The organism is Lactococcus petauri, assembly GCF_002154895.1.
In the GTDB taxonomy this organism is placed as follows: Bacteria; Bacillota; Bacilli; order Lactobacillales; family Streptococcaceae; genus Lactococcus; species Lactococcus petauri.
Genome location: NZ_MUIZ01000004.1, coordinates 120,684 through 135,955 on the forward strand (window position 1 = coordinate 120,684; position 15,272 = coordinate 135,955).

Annotated in this window: 12 protein-coding genes; 9 read left to right on the plus strand and 3 right to left on the minus strand. The window is 38.8% G+C overall.

The annotated features are described in order from the left end of the window. The 5 genes from ftsY (at position 1) to BZZ03_RS07315 (ending at position 6,696) form a co-directional block, all read left to right on the plus strand. A complete protein-coding gene (gene ftsY / locus BZZ03_RS07295; RefSeq protein ID WP_086582886.1) occupies positions 1-1,302 on the plus strand; it encodes a signal recognition particle-docking protein FtsY in 1,302 nt (433 codons plus the stop codon). Positions 1,303-1,462: 160 nt separating this feature from the next. Further along, entirely contained in the window at positions 1,463-2,434 is a 972-nt protein-coding gene (locus BZZ03_RS07300; protein ID WP_004256224.1) for a ribose-phosphate diphosphokinase, read from the plus strand. A gap of 34 nt (positions 2,435-2,468) precedes the next feature. Then, entirely contained in the window at positions 2,469-3,146 is a 678-nt protein-coding gene (locus tag BZZ03_RS07305) for a helix-turn-helix domain-containing protein (RefSeq protein WP_019293844.1), read from the plus strand. A 106-nt stretch (positions 3,147-3,252) separates the two neighbouring features. Next, positions 3,253-5,733, plus strand: coding sequence for a leucine--tRNA ligase (gene leuS, locus BZZ03_RS07310; protein WP_086582887.1), 2,481 nt, complete (start codon positions 3,253-3,255; stop codon positions 5,731-5,733). A 153-nt stretch (positions 5,734-5,886) separates the two neighbouring features. After that, positions 5,887-6,696: an alpha/beta fold hydrolase gene (locus BZZ03_RS07315; protein ID WP_046400970.1), complete on the plus strand. Its 810-nt coding sequence runs from the start codon at positions 5,887-5,889 to the stop codon at positions 6,694-6,696. 13 nt (positions 6,697-6,709) lie between these two features. Here BZZ03_RS07315 and BZZ03_RS07320 read toward each other — a convergent pair whose 3' ends face one another. Continuing rightward, positions 6,710-7,879, minus strand: coding sequence for an AI-2E family transporter (locus BZZ03_RS07320; RefSeq protein WP_086582888.1), 1,170 nt, complete (start codon positions 7,877-7,879; stop codon positions 6,710-6,712). 134 nt (positions 7,880-8,013) lie between these two features. Further along, positions 8,014-8,367, minus strand: coding sequence for an iron-sulfur cluster biosynthesis family protein (locus tag BZZ03_RS07325; protein ID WP_086582889.1), 354 nt, complete (start codon positions 8,365-8,367; stop codon positions 8,014-8,016). Positions 8,368-8,621: 254 nt separating this feature from the next. Here BZZ03_RS07325 and BZZ03_RS07330 point away from each other — a divergent pair, with 254 nt between their 5' ends. Continuing rightward, positions 8,622-10,604: an FAD-dependent oxidoreductase gene (locus BZZ03_RS07330; RefSeq protein WP_046400974.1), complete on the plus strand. Its 1,983-nt coding sequence runs from the start codon at positions 8,622-8,624 to the stop codon at positions 10,602-10,604. Positions 10,605-10,802: 198 nt separating this feature from the next. After that, entirely contained in the window at positions 10,803-11,762 is a 960-nt protein-coding gene (menA, locus tag BZZ03_RS07335) for a 1,4-dihydroxy-2-naphthoate polyprenyltransferase (RefSeq protein ID WP_086582943.1), read from the plus strand. Between the two features lie 49 nt (positions 11,763-11,811). Here the strand turns inward: menA and BZZ03_RS07340 are convergent, their stop codons facing one another. Continuing rightward, on the minus strand, positions 11,812-13,344 hold the full coding sequence (locus tag BZZ03_RS07340) for a class I adenylate-forming enzyme family protein (protein WP_086582890.1): 1,533 nt from the start codon (positions 13,342-13,344) through the stop codon (positions 11,812-11,814). A 279-nt stretch (positions 13,345-13,623) separates the two neighbouring features. Between BZZ03_RS07340 and sdaAB the strand changes: the two genes are divergently transcribed. Continuing rightward, entirely contained in the window at positions 13,624-14,295 is a 672-nt protein-coding gene (gene sdaAB, locus BZZ03_RS07345; RefSeq protein WP_004256246.1) for an L-serine ammonia-lyase, iron-sulfur-dependent subunit beta, read from the plus strand. Positions 14,296-14,304: 9 nt separating this feature from the next. Next, positions 14,305-15,177 carry an L-serine ammonia-lyase, iron-sulfur-dependent, subunit alpha gene (gene sdaAA / locus BZZ03_RS07350; protein WP_004256247.1) on the plus strand — a complete coding sequence of 291 codons (873 nt, stop codon included), beginning with the start codon at positions 14,305-14,307 and terminating at the stop codon, positions 15,175-15,177. Positions 15,178-15,272 lie beyond the last annotated feature (95 nt).

Here is a 15,272-nt window from a genome sequence, read left to right on the forward strand (position 1 = left end):
ATGGGATTATTTGATCGTTTATTTGGTAAGAAAAAGGAAATCGAAGATGTTCCTGAAGAAGTTGTTGAAGTAAAAGAACAGCCAGAGGTTGAAGCAGGGGAAGTCGTAGATGAAGAAGTAGAAACTGAAGAACTCGTTCAGAGTGAGCCAGATGAAGAAGTTTTAACAGAAACGATGCCTGAAGTTGTAGCTGAATTTGCAGATGAACCTTCAGCTGCAGAAGCCGAAGAAAAAGAAGAATTCCAAGAAGAATCTGATATTCTAGAAGATGAAATTGAAGAGCTTGAAGCAGCTGAAGTCGAAGCAATTGCCTCAAAGGAAGAAGTCTTAGAAGAGAATGAAGTTTCAGTAGATTCACCAACTCAAGAGGAAGAAACTACCAATATTGAAGAAAAATACGACAAGTCTTTAGAAAAAACACGTAAGACTTTTGGTCAACGTTTCAATGCCTTTTTAGCTAATTTCCGTTCTGTGGACGAAGAATTCTTTGAAGAGCTTGAAGAAACACTTATTATGTCAGACGTTGGTGTTGACTTAGCTTTAGAAGTTACAGAAGAGTTGCGGAACGAAGCCAAATTGGCAAATGCAAAATCACAAGAAGCATTACGGCAATTAATTGTTGAAAAAATTGTAGATAAATTTGATGATGAAAAAGTACCGTCTGAGTTAAATATCCAAGATGAACTCACTGTTTTCCTTTTTGTTGGTGTAAATGGTGTAGGTAAGACAACAACAATTGGTAAACTTGCTCATCGTTATAAAAATGAAGGTAAAAAAGTCCTTCTTGCAGCTGCTGATACTTTCCGTGCTGGTGCGATTGATCAACTTGTGGAGTGGGGCAAACGCTCAGAGGTTCCTGTTGTCACGAAACCAGCAGGTTCAGATCCAGCCAGTGTAGTATTTGATGCTGTCGTAAAAGCAAAAGAAGAAAACTATGATATTCTTTTGATTGATACAGCTGGTCGTCTTCAAAACAAAGATAACTTGATGAAAGAACTGGAAAAAATAGGAAAAATTATCAAGCGTGAGTTGCCTGCTGCACCACATGAAGTGATTCTTGCTTTGGATGCAACAACAGGTCAAAATGCTATTCAACAAGCTAAAGAATTTAGCGCAGTAACACCGATTACGGGGATTGCTTTGACCAAGTTAGATGGTTCTGCAAAAGGGGGAATTGTTTTATCTATAGTCCAGAGCTTGAAAATTCCGGTAAAACTTGTCGGACTGGGCGAAGGGATTAATGATCTTACAGACTTTGATGAAGAATTCTTTGTACGTGGTTTATTTAAGGAGCTCATCTAGTAAAAAATGTCTATCTGTAAAAGATAGGCATTTTTTCAATTTTAGGATGAAAATGGTAAAGCCTCGCTTTAGGATAGTTTATCGGGACTTGAAAAAAAACACAATTCACGATAAAATGGAAAGGTCTAATTAGAGAACTGTTTTATATAGAAAGGCTATCATGTCGTATTCAAATTTGAAGTTGTTTGCACTTTCATCTAACCAAAAGTTGGCTCATAAAGTTGCAAAAGAAATTGGTATCCAAGTTGGAAAATCACGCGTGCTCACTTATAATGATGGTGAAGTCGAAGTCAAAATCGATGAAAGTATCCGTGGAGAACACGTCTTTATCCTCCAATCAACAAGTGCCCCTGTTAATGAAAACTTAATGGAACTGTTGATTATGATGGATGCCTTAAAACGTGCCAGTGCTGCCTCAATCAATGTGGTAATGCCTTACTATGGTTATGCTCGTCAAGACCGTAAAGCACGTGCGCGCGAACCAATCACATCAAAATTGGTCGCAAACATGCTTCAAATTGCTGGTGCAGACCGCTTGATTACCTTTGATTTGCATGCTGCTCAGATTCAAGGTTTCTTCAATATTCCTGTGGATCACCTTATGGGCTCACCATTGATTGCTGATTACTTCCGTCGTCACGGCTTTGCCAATGGCGATGACTTAGTAATCGTTTCTCCTGACCATGGTGGTGTGGGCCGTGCACGCAAGTTAGCGGCTTTCTTGAAAGCACCAATCGCAATCATTGATAAACGTCGTCCACGTGCCAACGTTGCTGAAATTATGAATATTATCGGTGATGTTAAAGGGAAGAAGTGTATCTTGATTGATGATATGATTGATACAGCTGGTACAATTACTTTGGCCGCAAATGCCTTGAAAGAGCTTGGTGCTACTGAAGTTTATGCTTCATGTACACATGCTGTTTTATCAGGTCCAGCTATTGAACGTATCGAAAGTTCAGGAATTAATAAGTTGGTAGTTTTGGATACTATTGAAATACCAGATGAACGTCGCAGTGATAAGATTGTTGAGATTTCAATCGCACCATTGCTTGCCGATGCCATCATCCGTATTCACGAGAAACGTCCATTGTCACCACTTTTCGAATTACACATCCCTACGGAAAATTAAGAGCAGAGTGACCTTTAGGTCACTTTTTTGAAAAATGGAAATAGAAAAGATAAAAAAACTTTACCGCAACGTGGAAGAAGCAGAGCTTAATCAACGAGAGCGTACTTTAATAGCCTTACTTTCAGAGCAGACTACTGATTTTTCGTCTTTACCTCTAGGACGTTTTCGTATCTTGCAATTTGCTGTTGCGGATTTTTCAGAACTTGTAGAAAATATAAAATTTATCTTGCCTGATGTAATACGAGAAAATGCTGAAAAACAATTCGTTATTGAAGAATATACTGGGAATAATCTGAGTAAATCAGAGCTTACAGATAGTCTAAAAGTCTTGTCTCAAGATATGGGTGAGAAACTTCAATATTACCTCGGAAGCTTTGTGTCCAACGAAGAGCTCGAGCAAGTCTATCAAGAAGAAACACAGTTTTTTCAGCAAAAAGCCAGCTTTAGTGAGTCTATTCTGGCTCAGGGTCTCATGCATGTCGAAAGTTTATTATTAAATGACGTCAGACAAGAGCTTCTGCAAAGTCCGGAAGATAAGGAACTAGTGCGTGCCCTTTATACTACATATGGTAATCAAGCAGCTGCAGCAAAGCTGCTCTATGTTCATCGGAACACCTTACTCAATAAAGTAAAAAAATATGAACAGAAATATGGCTTACAACTTGTAGGCAGTGATTTAGTTTTAGCATTTAGTCTAATTGGTCATGAATAATTTTCTGCTCCAGATAAAAAGCAGCGATCTGCTTTTTTGATTTTTTTGATATAATAGAATTTGAGATTTGTAAATATAATTTATAAAAAACTTTAAGGAATGAAATATGGAATACAAACACATTGACATTGAAGCCAAGTGGCAAAAATACTGGGCGGACAATAACACTTTCCGTACAGGAACAGACAAAAACAAACCGAAATTTTATGCATTAGATATGTTTCCTTATCCGTCAGGAGCGGGTCTTCACGTGGGACATCCTGAAGGTTATACAGCAACAGATATTCTGAGCCGTTATAAACGTGCGCAAGGTTATAATGTCCTTCATCCAATGGGTTGGGATGCTTTTGGTTTGCCTGCCGAGCAGTACGCGATTGATACAGGTAATGATCCTGTCGAATTTACAGCTAAAAATATCGCTACGTTTAAACGTCAAATCAATAGTCTTGGTTTCAGCTATGACTGGGAACGTGAAGTAAATACAACAGATCCAGAATTTTATAAATGGACACAGTGGATTTTTACGAAGTTGTATGAAAAAGGTTTAGCCTATGAAGCTGAAGTAGCTGTCAACTGGGTTGAAGAATTAGGAACAGCTATCGCCAATGAAGAAGTCCTCCCTGATGGCACTTCGGAGCGTGGCGGCTATCCCGTTGTTCGCAAGCCGATGCGTCAATGGATGCTTAAGATTACAGCCTATGCGGAGCGTTTGCTTAATGATTTGGAAGAGCTTGACTGGCCAGAATCTATCAAAGAAATGCAACGCAATTGGATTGGTAAATCTGTCGGTGCAGATATCAACTTTAAAGTTGAGGGCACTGATGAAGAATTTACGGTTTTCACAACGCGTCCAGAAACGCTTTTTGGCTCAACATTTGCTGTTCTTGCACCAGAGCACCCATTAGTAGAAAAAATTACTACTGCTGAACAAGCTGATGCTGTAGAAGAATATAAACACCAAGCCAGCCTTAAGTCAGATTTGGCTCGTACAGACTTGGCAAAGGATAAGACTGGTGTTTGGACAGGTGCATACGCAATTAATCCAGTAAGTGGCAAAAAAATGCCTATCTGGATTGCTGATTATGTTCTTGCAAGCTACGGACATGGTGCCGTTATGGCAGTACCTGGACATGATGAACGAGATTGGGAATTCGCTAAAGTCTATGACTTAGAAATCGTTCCTGTTTTTGATGGTGGAAATGTTCAAGAAGCCTGCCATACAGAAGGTGGAAAAATTATAAATTCTGATTTCTTGAATGGTATGGAAAAGGAAGAAGCGATTGAAAAAATGGTCGCTTATCTGGAAGAAAAAGGTATCGGCTCTCGTAAAGTGACTTATCGTCTACGTGACTGGCTCTTTAGTCGTCAACGTTATTGGGGCGAGCCAATCCCAATTATTCATTGGGAAGATGGTACAACTACTGCTGTTCCAGAAGAAGAACTGCCATTAGTTTTACCAAAAACTTCAAATATTAAACCGTCAGGTACTGGTGAATCACCTTTGGCGAATTTAACAGATTGGCTGACTGTGACACGCGAAGATGGTGTAAAAGGTCGTCGTGAAACAAATACAATGCCACAATGGGCTGGTTCGTCATGGTATTACTTGCGCTACATTGATCCTAAAAATAGCCAAGCTATTGCTGATCCAGAGCTGATTAAAGAATGGCTTCCTGTTGATATTTATGTCGGCGGAGCCGAACATGCGGTTCTTCACCTTCTCTATGCACGATTCTGGCATAAAGTTCTCTTTGACTTGGGTGTTGTTCCAACAAATGAACCCTTCCAAAAACTTTTCAATCAAGGGATGATTTTGGGAACTTCTTATCGCGATAGTCGCGGTGCTTTGGTTGCTACAGATAAGGTTGAAAAACGTGATGGCTCTTATTACAATGTTGAGACTGGCGAAGAGCTTGAGCAAGCTCCAGCTAAAATGTCTAAATCATTGAAAAATGTAGTTAATCCCGATGATGTCGTTAAACGTTACGGAGCCGATACTTTACGTGTTTATGAAATGTTCATGGGGCCTTTAGATGCAAGTATTCCTTGGTCAGAAGAAGGACTAGAAGGTGCACGTAAATTCTTGGATCGTGTGGTCCGTTTGCTCAGCAATAGCACAATCATTGAAGAAAATGATGGTAGCCTAGATAAAGTTTATAATGAAACAGTTAAAAACGTTACCGAGCGCTTGGATCACATGTTGTTTAATACAGCAATTTCTCAATTGATGATCTTTGTAAATGCAGCCAATAAGGCTAAAACATTACCGCTTGAATATGCGAAAGGCTTTGTTCAACTTTTAGCTCCGTTTGCACCTCACCTTGCAGAAGAACTTTGGGTTGAACTCGGTAATGAAGCAGGTATTTCGTATGTTGCGTGGCCATCATTTGATGAAAGCAAACTTGTTGAAGATGAAATAGAAATTGTCGTTCAAATCAACGGTAAGTTAAAAGCTAAAGTCATGATTGAAAAAGATTTACCAAAAGACCAACTTGAAAAAGTAGCTTTAGAAGCAGTCGAAGTGGAAGGAAATATCGTTAAAGTTATTGCGATTCCGAATAAATTGGTAAATATTGTTGTTAAATAATCTAAAAAGAGCGAGTATATTTCGCTCTTTTTCTATTCCTCAGCAAACATTAAAGCAAAAAATCAGGATTTCCTCGTCTTTTTTGCTACAATATGAATAGTTTTTGCTGTCAGATATGTACAGTAAAAGATTGAGCAATAGAAAGAAGAAACAATGCCTTTTTATACAACAAATGATGGAGTTCAGATCAATTATCATAGCTATGGAGCAACAGAAAATCAAGCAATAGTTTTTATTAACGGCTATTCGGCGAGCGAAGTTACTTGGGCTTTTCAAGTCGATTATTTTGTTGCTGCAGGTTATCGTGTAGTCACTTATGATCACCGGAGTCATGGACAAAGCCAAGAAGTAGATTATGGGATGACCTTACATCGTTTGGCGACTGATTTAGAAGAGTTGATGAATGCTCTGCAACTTTCTCGACCCATATTGGTTGGACACTCAATGGGAGCAGCGACCATTATGGCATATGAAGAGCTTTTTACAGACGGAAAGTTAACAGCAATCGTAACAGAGGATCAAGCACCTACATTTATGAGAGCGCCGGACTGGTTAGATGGGCAAACAGGTAAAACTCTTGGTGAATTATCTGATTTTATTAAAGATTTTCCGCGCACAAAATTAACTCATCGTCAATTGACAGATCAAGTAAAACGTGTGTTAGGTAAAGGGATGTTGCCCTTTAATTTTCAAAAGCACCAAGCCTTGCTTCAAAATGTGATTACGCAAGATTGGCGTCAGAATCTTACGCGTGAAACGGTTCCCCATTTGTTCTTTGCTGGTGGGTGTTCGCCTATTTTTCCTCCAGAACATGCTCAGGCAGCACGGAACCTACAACATAACGCACAATCAGAGGTAAGTATTTTTGCAGATTGTGGTCATATTCTTCATGTGGAAAATATTGAGGCTTTTAACCAAAAACTCCTTAATTTTATTCAAAAAGTCCAAGAAAAAAAGAGTTAGAAATAACTCTTTTTTATTTTTTGTGAGGAGCGAGAGAAAGTTTACTTTCCTTAGCCTCTAAATACTCCATAAAAATAATTTTAAGTAAGGCTGCGACAGGTACAGCAACGAACATGCCTAATATACCAAAATAAGCGCCGCCAATCGAGATAGAGATAATAACGATAATGGGGTTAACATTCAAAGCACCACTCATTAGTTTTGGTCCGATGATATTTCCATCAATTTGCTGAAGGATGATGAGCATAATAATCGTAACAAGCCCTGCTTCCCAACCGCCGGTAAAAAAAGCGATAATCATTGCGACAATCGAAGCAAAAATTGAACCAAAATAAGGAATCATGTTGCAAATACCAATAAGCAAACCTAAGGCCACTGAGAAGGGATTATGAGCAACGCCCGTTATGTGGAGGATAAATAGTAAGAACGTGGATGAAATCCACATGATGCATGCATCAATGAATTGTGTGGAAATAAATTTATAGAAAATAATATCTGTTTGTCGAAGATAATATTTTATTGCTTGGAGATGCTCCTGCTTAACAGAAATCTTCCCAAAGCGGGAGAGAATCTGTAAGATACTTTCTTTATATAACAAAAGATAAATTGAAATGATAATGCCAACAACAATACGGAAAAGCTGTGAAGCAAGTGTGAAAGTAAAAGTACTCAGAGATTCAATGCCGCTGGTAATGTAGCGTGCGGCGTCTTGTGCACTAAACGCATTGACAAAAGAGCGAATAGAATCTTCGATTTGTAAAAAATTATCTAACTCTTGAAATTGATTACTGCTGAGCCATTGATAAATATTTTGGTAAATAGTAGGTAATAAGCGTAGAAACTCGAGTAAGTTACGAACCACAATGGGAAAGAGATAATAAATAACAAAAAAGAGGAGAAGTAAGAAAATCATATAAGTGACAAAAATACTAAATTTTCTTGCATGATGTTGGATAAATTTTACATTCAAACGTCTAAAAAGCAAGCTAAGTTTATGAATAGGTTTATCTAAAAAGTATGCAACGATTGCTCCGAGAAACAGAGGAGAGAGAATTTGTAAAAAATTGCCAATGCTTTTTGTAATAGGGGTAATGTTTGAAATGACATTAAAAAGTAAGAAAAGCACAACGAAAAAAAGTAGTCCGTTAAGCCAAAGGTTCCAGTTGATTTTTATTTTTCCCATGGGCGAGATGTCCTTTCGGGTAACTTGGTATAAAGTAGTTCCTTTTATTGTAATATCATTAGAAAACTCTGTCAATTATTTTAAGAAAAAACCACAGAAAATTTCTGTAGTTTGGACAAAAATAGGATAACTATTTATTGGTGACGATAGTCAACAATTTCAATATGTGGGGCTATCTTTTCGCCATCGCCCATAATCTCAATCAAATGATTGGCCGTAACACGGACACGCATATTTTCATCAAAATACATCATCCCCCAAGCCTTACAGTAGAAATCACCTAAAGGTGAGCTGATTTTCCCATCAAAAACTTTAGGAACTTCTCCTTTATTAACGGCAACAATACGATAACGTGTAATGCCACAACAGCTGCTTGGGAGTGTCTCATTACTTAAAGTATAATCAAAGTCTAAGACAAAGTCAGCAGGCTCATCTTCAATAAGCGCTAATAGGCGCTTGGTGATAGTATCATCAAATGTAAGCTTCATAAAATTATTGTACTACATAGCTAGGGGAATATGCAGCAATTCAGCTTGAAAAAAGAAGCTAGGTACTCTTATAAAATTTTTAATTTTGACTTTAAAAACAGGATAGGGTATGTATAAATTCGTCAACTAACTTTTATTTGTCCGCTTACTTAGTAGAAGCACAATGTCGGACTTTACAAAGCAGCATGAAAGCGATATAATGTTAGATGGAAATTTTTTTCATTATTATATTACTAGTAGGAGACCGATTTTAAATGACTAAGAAAAAAATCGTAGTCATCGGTGGTGGTGTTGCTGGGGTTCATGCAACACGTGAGCTTTCGAAAAAGCTTAAAGCGAATGCTGACATCACTTTGATTGACAAACACAGTTATCATACATCTATGACGCAACTTCATGAAGTTGCAGCAGGACGTGTGCCATTCACAACAGTTCAATATGACTTCCAAAAACTTTTGGGAAAACGTAAAAATGTGAGCCTTGTAACTGATGCTGTTGTCAGTCTTGATAAAGATAACAAAAAGGTTATCACTGAACAAGGAAGCTACGACTATGACTATGTTGTAGTTGCTCTTGGTGGTGAACCTAACGACTTTGGGGTACCTGGTGTTAAAGAACACGGTTTTACTCTTTGGTCACTCGAAGATGCTATGCGTATCAAACGTCAACTTGAAACTGTTGTTCAATATGGTTCAACAGAAGTTGATGATGAAAAACGCCGTGCACTTTTGACTATCTCTGTTGCAGGCTCAGGTTTCACAGGGATTGAAATGGCTGGTGAATTGATTGACTGGCGTAAGAAGGTTTCAACAGATTGGAAAATTCCTGAGGAAGAAATCACAATCAACGTTGTTGAAATGATGCCAACAATCTTGAACACATTGGACCGCAAACAAGCAGACCGTGCACATGCATATCTTGAAAAGAAAAATGTCAATGTATTGACAAATCACGGTATCGTTGAAGTTGCAGAAGATCACATCAAAGTAAATGTTGGTGGACGAGACGAAGAAAAAGTTTCAAAAGAAATCCCAACACACACATTGATCTGGACTACAGGTGTTCAAGGGAATACAGCAGCACAGACTAATCTTAACGAAACAGAACGTGGACATCGTCTCCAAGCCAATGAATTTATGGAAGCAGTTGGTTTTGAAGATAAAGGTATCTATGTAGCCGGAGATGTTTCAGGTTATATCGAACCTGATACAGGTCGTCCAACACCACAAATCGTTGAAGCGGCAGAGCAAACAGCGCACACAGCAGCTTCAAATATCATCGCAGATATTAACGGTGGAAGCAAACATAAACACGAAAGCAAATACCAAGGAACAATGGTTTCTATCGGTTCAACTTGGGGTGTTGCTAAAGTCGGAAACATGCGTTTGACAGGTTTCTGGGCAATGTTGATGAAAAACATTGTTTACTTTATCTACACATTGCAAATCCGTTCCGCTCATTATTTCTGGCGTTATGCTTTGGATGAAGTTTTCCGTACAAAAGATGATCGTAACTTCATGCGTGGTCACACTTCACGTTTAGGTAACGTACTCTGGGCTGTGCCACTTCGTATCTTCTATGGTCTTGTTTGGTTGACAGAAGCAATGAAGAAAATTGTTGGTGAAGGTCAACTCTTTAATCCTACAACTTGGTTTGGTAAAGGTTCTTGGTTCACAGACGATCTTAAATTCCCATTTGCTTGGTTGCAAGAAGTGCCTAAACATGCAGATGCTGCTGCTGGCGCAACAGGTGAAGCTGCAACTAAAGCTGCAGATGCTGCTGCTGGTGCAACTGGCGCTGCTGCTAGTGGTGGAGCAGAAGCTGCACACAAAGCGACAGAATGGGGTCTCTCATATGCTTATGGTACAGAGCCAATGCCAGTACTTGAAAAAGTACCACATTGGATGGAACCTATCTTTAAGTTCATGATTCCAAATCGTGATGTTGCATTGTTCATGCAAAAATTCATGTCTATCGTTGAAGTTTTACTTGCTCTTGCTATTATCTTTGGTCTCTTTACTTGGATTGCATCAGCTGTAACTGCAGCATTGACAGTGATGTTCGCACTATCTGGTATGTTCTTCTGGGTAAACATCTGGTTTATTCCAGTAGCAATTGCCTTAATGAACGGTTCAGGCCGCGCATTTGGTTTAGATAAATGGGTTCAACCTTGGATTCAAAAAATACTTACCCAAGTATGGTATGGTAAATCTCGTTCAATTTATAAAGGACGTTAATTAAAAAATAGCTCATTAGAGCTATTTTTTATTTCTGATAAATTCCTTCGGAAATTGATTCTGGAGCATTTATCAGCTATAATATAGAGTGTTCATGCTGTCTGGAAAAGATGAGCATCCTAAGAAGAATTAAACATCTAGGAAGTTTGATTGTTTGAAAACCAAAGAAAATATAGTGAAGGATATCCCAAACGCTTTATGACATTTAAAACATTTTTAGAACTTGTTGAAATTAAAACCAAAATTGCCAGTATATTTCCTTATATTATTGGCTTACTTTTCAGTCTGAGTTATTTTAAAACATTTAACGCTGGTCTATCGTTTCTTTTTTTGCTGGCTATGCTTATTTTTGATATGACGGTAACAGCGATTAACAATTATCAAGATTTTCAAAAAGCTAAAGATGAAATTTATCAAAAACAAGAAAATATTATTGGGAAAGCTAATCTGTCACCACATTTTGTTAGAAATTTGATAGTGTTCATGGTTCTTGTTAGCCTGGGTTTGGGTTTCCTTTTGGCTTATTTTACGGGCTGGCTTTTTTTGGTGCTGGGAGGCATCGTCTTCTTTATCGGCGTTTTTTATACTTATGGTCCGATACCTCTTTCTCGTATGCCATTGGGTGAAATCTTTTCCGGTGGAACAATGGGATTTGGAATCTTTGCAATGGTGATTCTCATCAATAGTGCAGAAAATCCTATTTTTAAACTTGATCTCAACTTTGCGGCAAACTCTTTTGCGCTTTCTGGAGATATAGTTGGTGCTATAGCAATGGTAATTGCGAGTTTACCGTTAGTCTTTACGATTGCAAATATTATGCTGGCTAACAACTTGCGTGATTTGGATACAGATATTAAAAACCATCGTTATACTTTAGTTTATTATATTGGACATAAACAAGGTATTCAGCTATTTCAACTGCTTATGTACAGTGCATATTTCTTCATTATTTTAGGTTTTTTCATTGGAATTTTTGAATGGCCAACATTATTGACTGTTCTTTCCTTTCCGATAATTCAGAAGAACTTGAAACACCATGCAGCAGAAGTTCCTGCGCCTCATAGCTTTGTTTATTCTTTAAAAAATATGGTTTTATTTAATAGCTCTTATGCTTTCTCTCTCCTTTTATCGCTTCTGTGGCAAGCAGTAGCAAAATAATTTAAAAAAGGTAGTTTCCTCTTGGGAACTACCTTTTTGTATATGATATTTATTTTTTAGCTGCTGCAAGTTCACGCTCAAGAGCTAATCTTTGAACTTTCATTGTGGCTGTACGAGGTATCGCATCATAGTCCATGAGAAGCGGCTCATTTAGGAATGGCATGTCAATGATAGAAGACCACCAAGCTTTCCAGTCCATTTCTTTACCTTCGGCAAGCGCCAAAATAGGTTGAGGATGTCCAGAAGCATCGCGGATAATTATTACTTCGTCAAGAAAGTCGTGTTGATCGAGGAGGAGATCTTCAATGGCTAAGTTTGACTCCACCTTGTCAATAAGATCAACTTGACGATCATAGAGGAAGAGCACACCGTCTTCATCCATAATCCCCCAGTCGCCTGTATCCCACCAGTCACCATAAACTTCTTCAGCAAAACGACTATCCTCTTTATAATAAGTAAGAGCACGCCCTTTAGAGAGGAAATGAATATGACCAGGTGTACCAGCAGGAACAACATTTCCGTCAGCATCTGTTACGCGCGCTTGGGAAAGTCCAGGCATGCCGATGCCCATTTCACGAGCATTTGTACTTGGTAAGGTACTAAGGCGGTGTTTTTTCCAAATCATTGGACCGCATTCAGACTGACCATAGATTTGCAAGAAAACAGGATTTTCCTCTTTAGAAGCCGCAAGGAAAGTATGCATCGTATCTTTGTTTATTGCATCAAAAGTAGAGTGAAGATAGCGAATAGAAGCAAAGGCCTCGGGTGTTTCCTTTACAACATTTGCTAGACGAACAAAATGGTTTGGGTGTGTTTCAAAGGCTGTAGGGCGATATTTTTCAAACATGCTAAGCACAGTATTTTTTTCTAAATTAGAAAGTGGCATAAGATCAAAGCCGAAGGTCATGGCTGATGATATACCAATGTTAAAGCGGGAATGAACAGGTGAAATATGGAATGCCAACAGTGAAGCCTTGTCTGGCATCCAATCCATTACTGTACGTTGCAAAACCCAACGCCAGCCCATAGATTGAGCTGAGTGTGCAATCAGTTTCGGAATCCCAGTAGTACCTGAGGTATGTGTGAGATAAGCAATCTCATCCGTAGCTAATTGTTGATTGCTTACTACAGGACTATTAGTGATTGAAGCAAAGTCAGAAACAAAGAGTTTGTGATCTTCGTTTACATTTTTTAATTCCTGAACGACAGCATCTGTATCTTCATCAAAAATGAGCCAAGGAGTTTCAAGGCGTGCAGCAAGAGTATCCATTACTGGTGTAGAAAAGTGATGGGAAATCATTGCAGGCACAGCACCCAGATAGGACACAGCAACGGCAAGAAGATAAGTGTCAAAAGCACTTGATTTAAAAATGATGACCTTGTCTTCTTTTTTTATTCCTAAGGCTGCCAAATTATAAGCTTTTTGCAAGACTGCTTCGTGAACGCTTTGATAATTTGTCTCAAGCTCTAATTCCGGGAAAGCGTTTAACTTTTTATCGAAAATAAAACGACTTTTGGGGAACTTTTCAGCAGATTCTTTGAAATTTACATAAAGATTCAGAGGTTTGTGATTGAATTTCATTGAAATCTCTCTTTCTATTTTTCTAAAGTTTATTATATCACAAACTATCGGCGAGAATTGAGAAAAAAATGTCCTTTTTGCATTTTTAATCATTAAAGAATAGTCTGAAAAGTCCACGTAAAATGGGAAAATTAGCAAACTTATCTTTTTGCTACAGCCCCAGTTTTATATAGATATGAAAGCGTATTAGTGTTATAATGATTTTAAGAATAAATTGTTTCGTTGGAATATAAAAAAATTCGAACGAAAAGCTTTGCTGAGCAAAGTTGCGGAGGAAATATGGAAAATTTACGTTATAAAAGTGTATTTGACATTATTGGTCCTGTAATGGTTGGTCCCAGTAGTTCTCACACTGCCGGTGCTGCCCGTATAGGAAAGATTATTCGTTCAATTTTTGGCGAATTGCCCGAGAAGGTTGAGATTCATTTGTATGAGAGTTTTGCCAAAACTTATCGTGGACATGGAACAGATGTTGCTTTGGTTGCTGGTGTTTTAGGTATGGATCCTGATGATCCTCGCTTACGAGATGCGCCGCGCATTGCTCACGAAGAAGGGATGGAAGTGACATATGTGCCTCATCCAGAAGATAAGGCAGACCATCCTAACACAGCGCGTCTGATTTTGAAAAAAGGGGACCGTGACATGAGCGTCACAGGGATTTCTATTGGCGGGGGCTTGATTCAAGTGACCGAACTCAATGGTTTCGATATTTCTATTTCAGCAGGGATGCCAACTTTTGTTATTGTCCATCAAGATGCACCAGGTATTTTGGCGCGCCTCGGAGCTATTTTTGAAAAGCATGATATTAACGTGGCACAAATGAATTTGACACGTGAAGCTAAAGGTGAAAAAGCAATCATGATTATGGAAGTAGACAGTTTCGATGTCGAAGAAGCTTTTGAGGAAATGAAACACATTCCGAAACTTTCTGCTGTAAATTTCTTTAAATAAGGGGTAATTATGTTTTCAAATGTACAAGAACTGCTTGAAGATGCAAAAGCATATCCATCAATTGCTGAATTGATGATTGCAGAAGAAATAGAACAAACCGGTGCGAGCCGTGAACAAATCATTGAGATGATGGAACATAACTTGGCGACAATGATGTCATCAATTGAGGAAGGACTACTTGGAAATAAGTCAACAACCGGACTTACAGGTGGCGATGCCAAGAAGATGGATGAATACATTAAATCAGGAAAAGCGATATCAGGTGATGTGATTTTAGGAGCAGCGCGTGATGGCGTAGCTGTAAATGAAGTCAATGCTCAGATGGGACTCATCTGTGCGACACCGACAGCTGGGTCAGCTGGATGTCTACCTGGTGTGCTCTCTGCAGCAACGAAGAAGTTAGGGCTTACACATGAGCAGCAGGTAGAATTTATCTTTACAGCTGGTGCTTTTGGTTTAGCAATCGCAAACAATGCAACGATTGCAGGTGCTGAAGGAGGATGTCAAGCAGAAGTTGGGTCGGCATCGGCCATGTCCGCAGCCGCTTTGGTTATCATGGCTGGAGGTACGGGCGAGCAAGCCGGAATAGCCTTAGCTTTGACACTCCAAAATATGTTGGGCCTGATTTGTGACCCTGTCGCAGGTTTAGTAGAAATTCCTTGTGTCCATCGTAACGCTATGGGGGCTTCTCAGGCGATGATTTCCGCCGATATGGCTTTAGCTGGTGTTAAAACAGTTATACCGGTTGATGAAGTGATTACATGTATGTACAATGTAGGACGCTCACTGCCTTCTGCTCACCGTGAAACTGGTGAAGGTGGGCTTGCTGCAACGCCAACAGGACGTGAAATTATGGAACGCATCTTTGGTGACGGAAAATAATAATATTGAAAATAAACGACCCTTTTTGAAAGTCTATACTTGCCTTAAAGGGTTTTTTTATTTATAATACAGAGTTGTGACTTGACATTTATAGT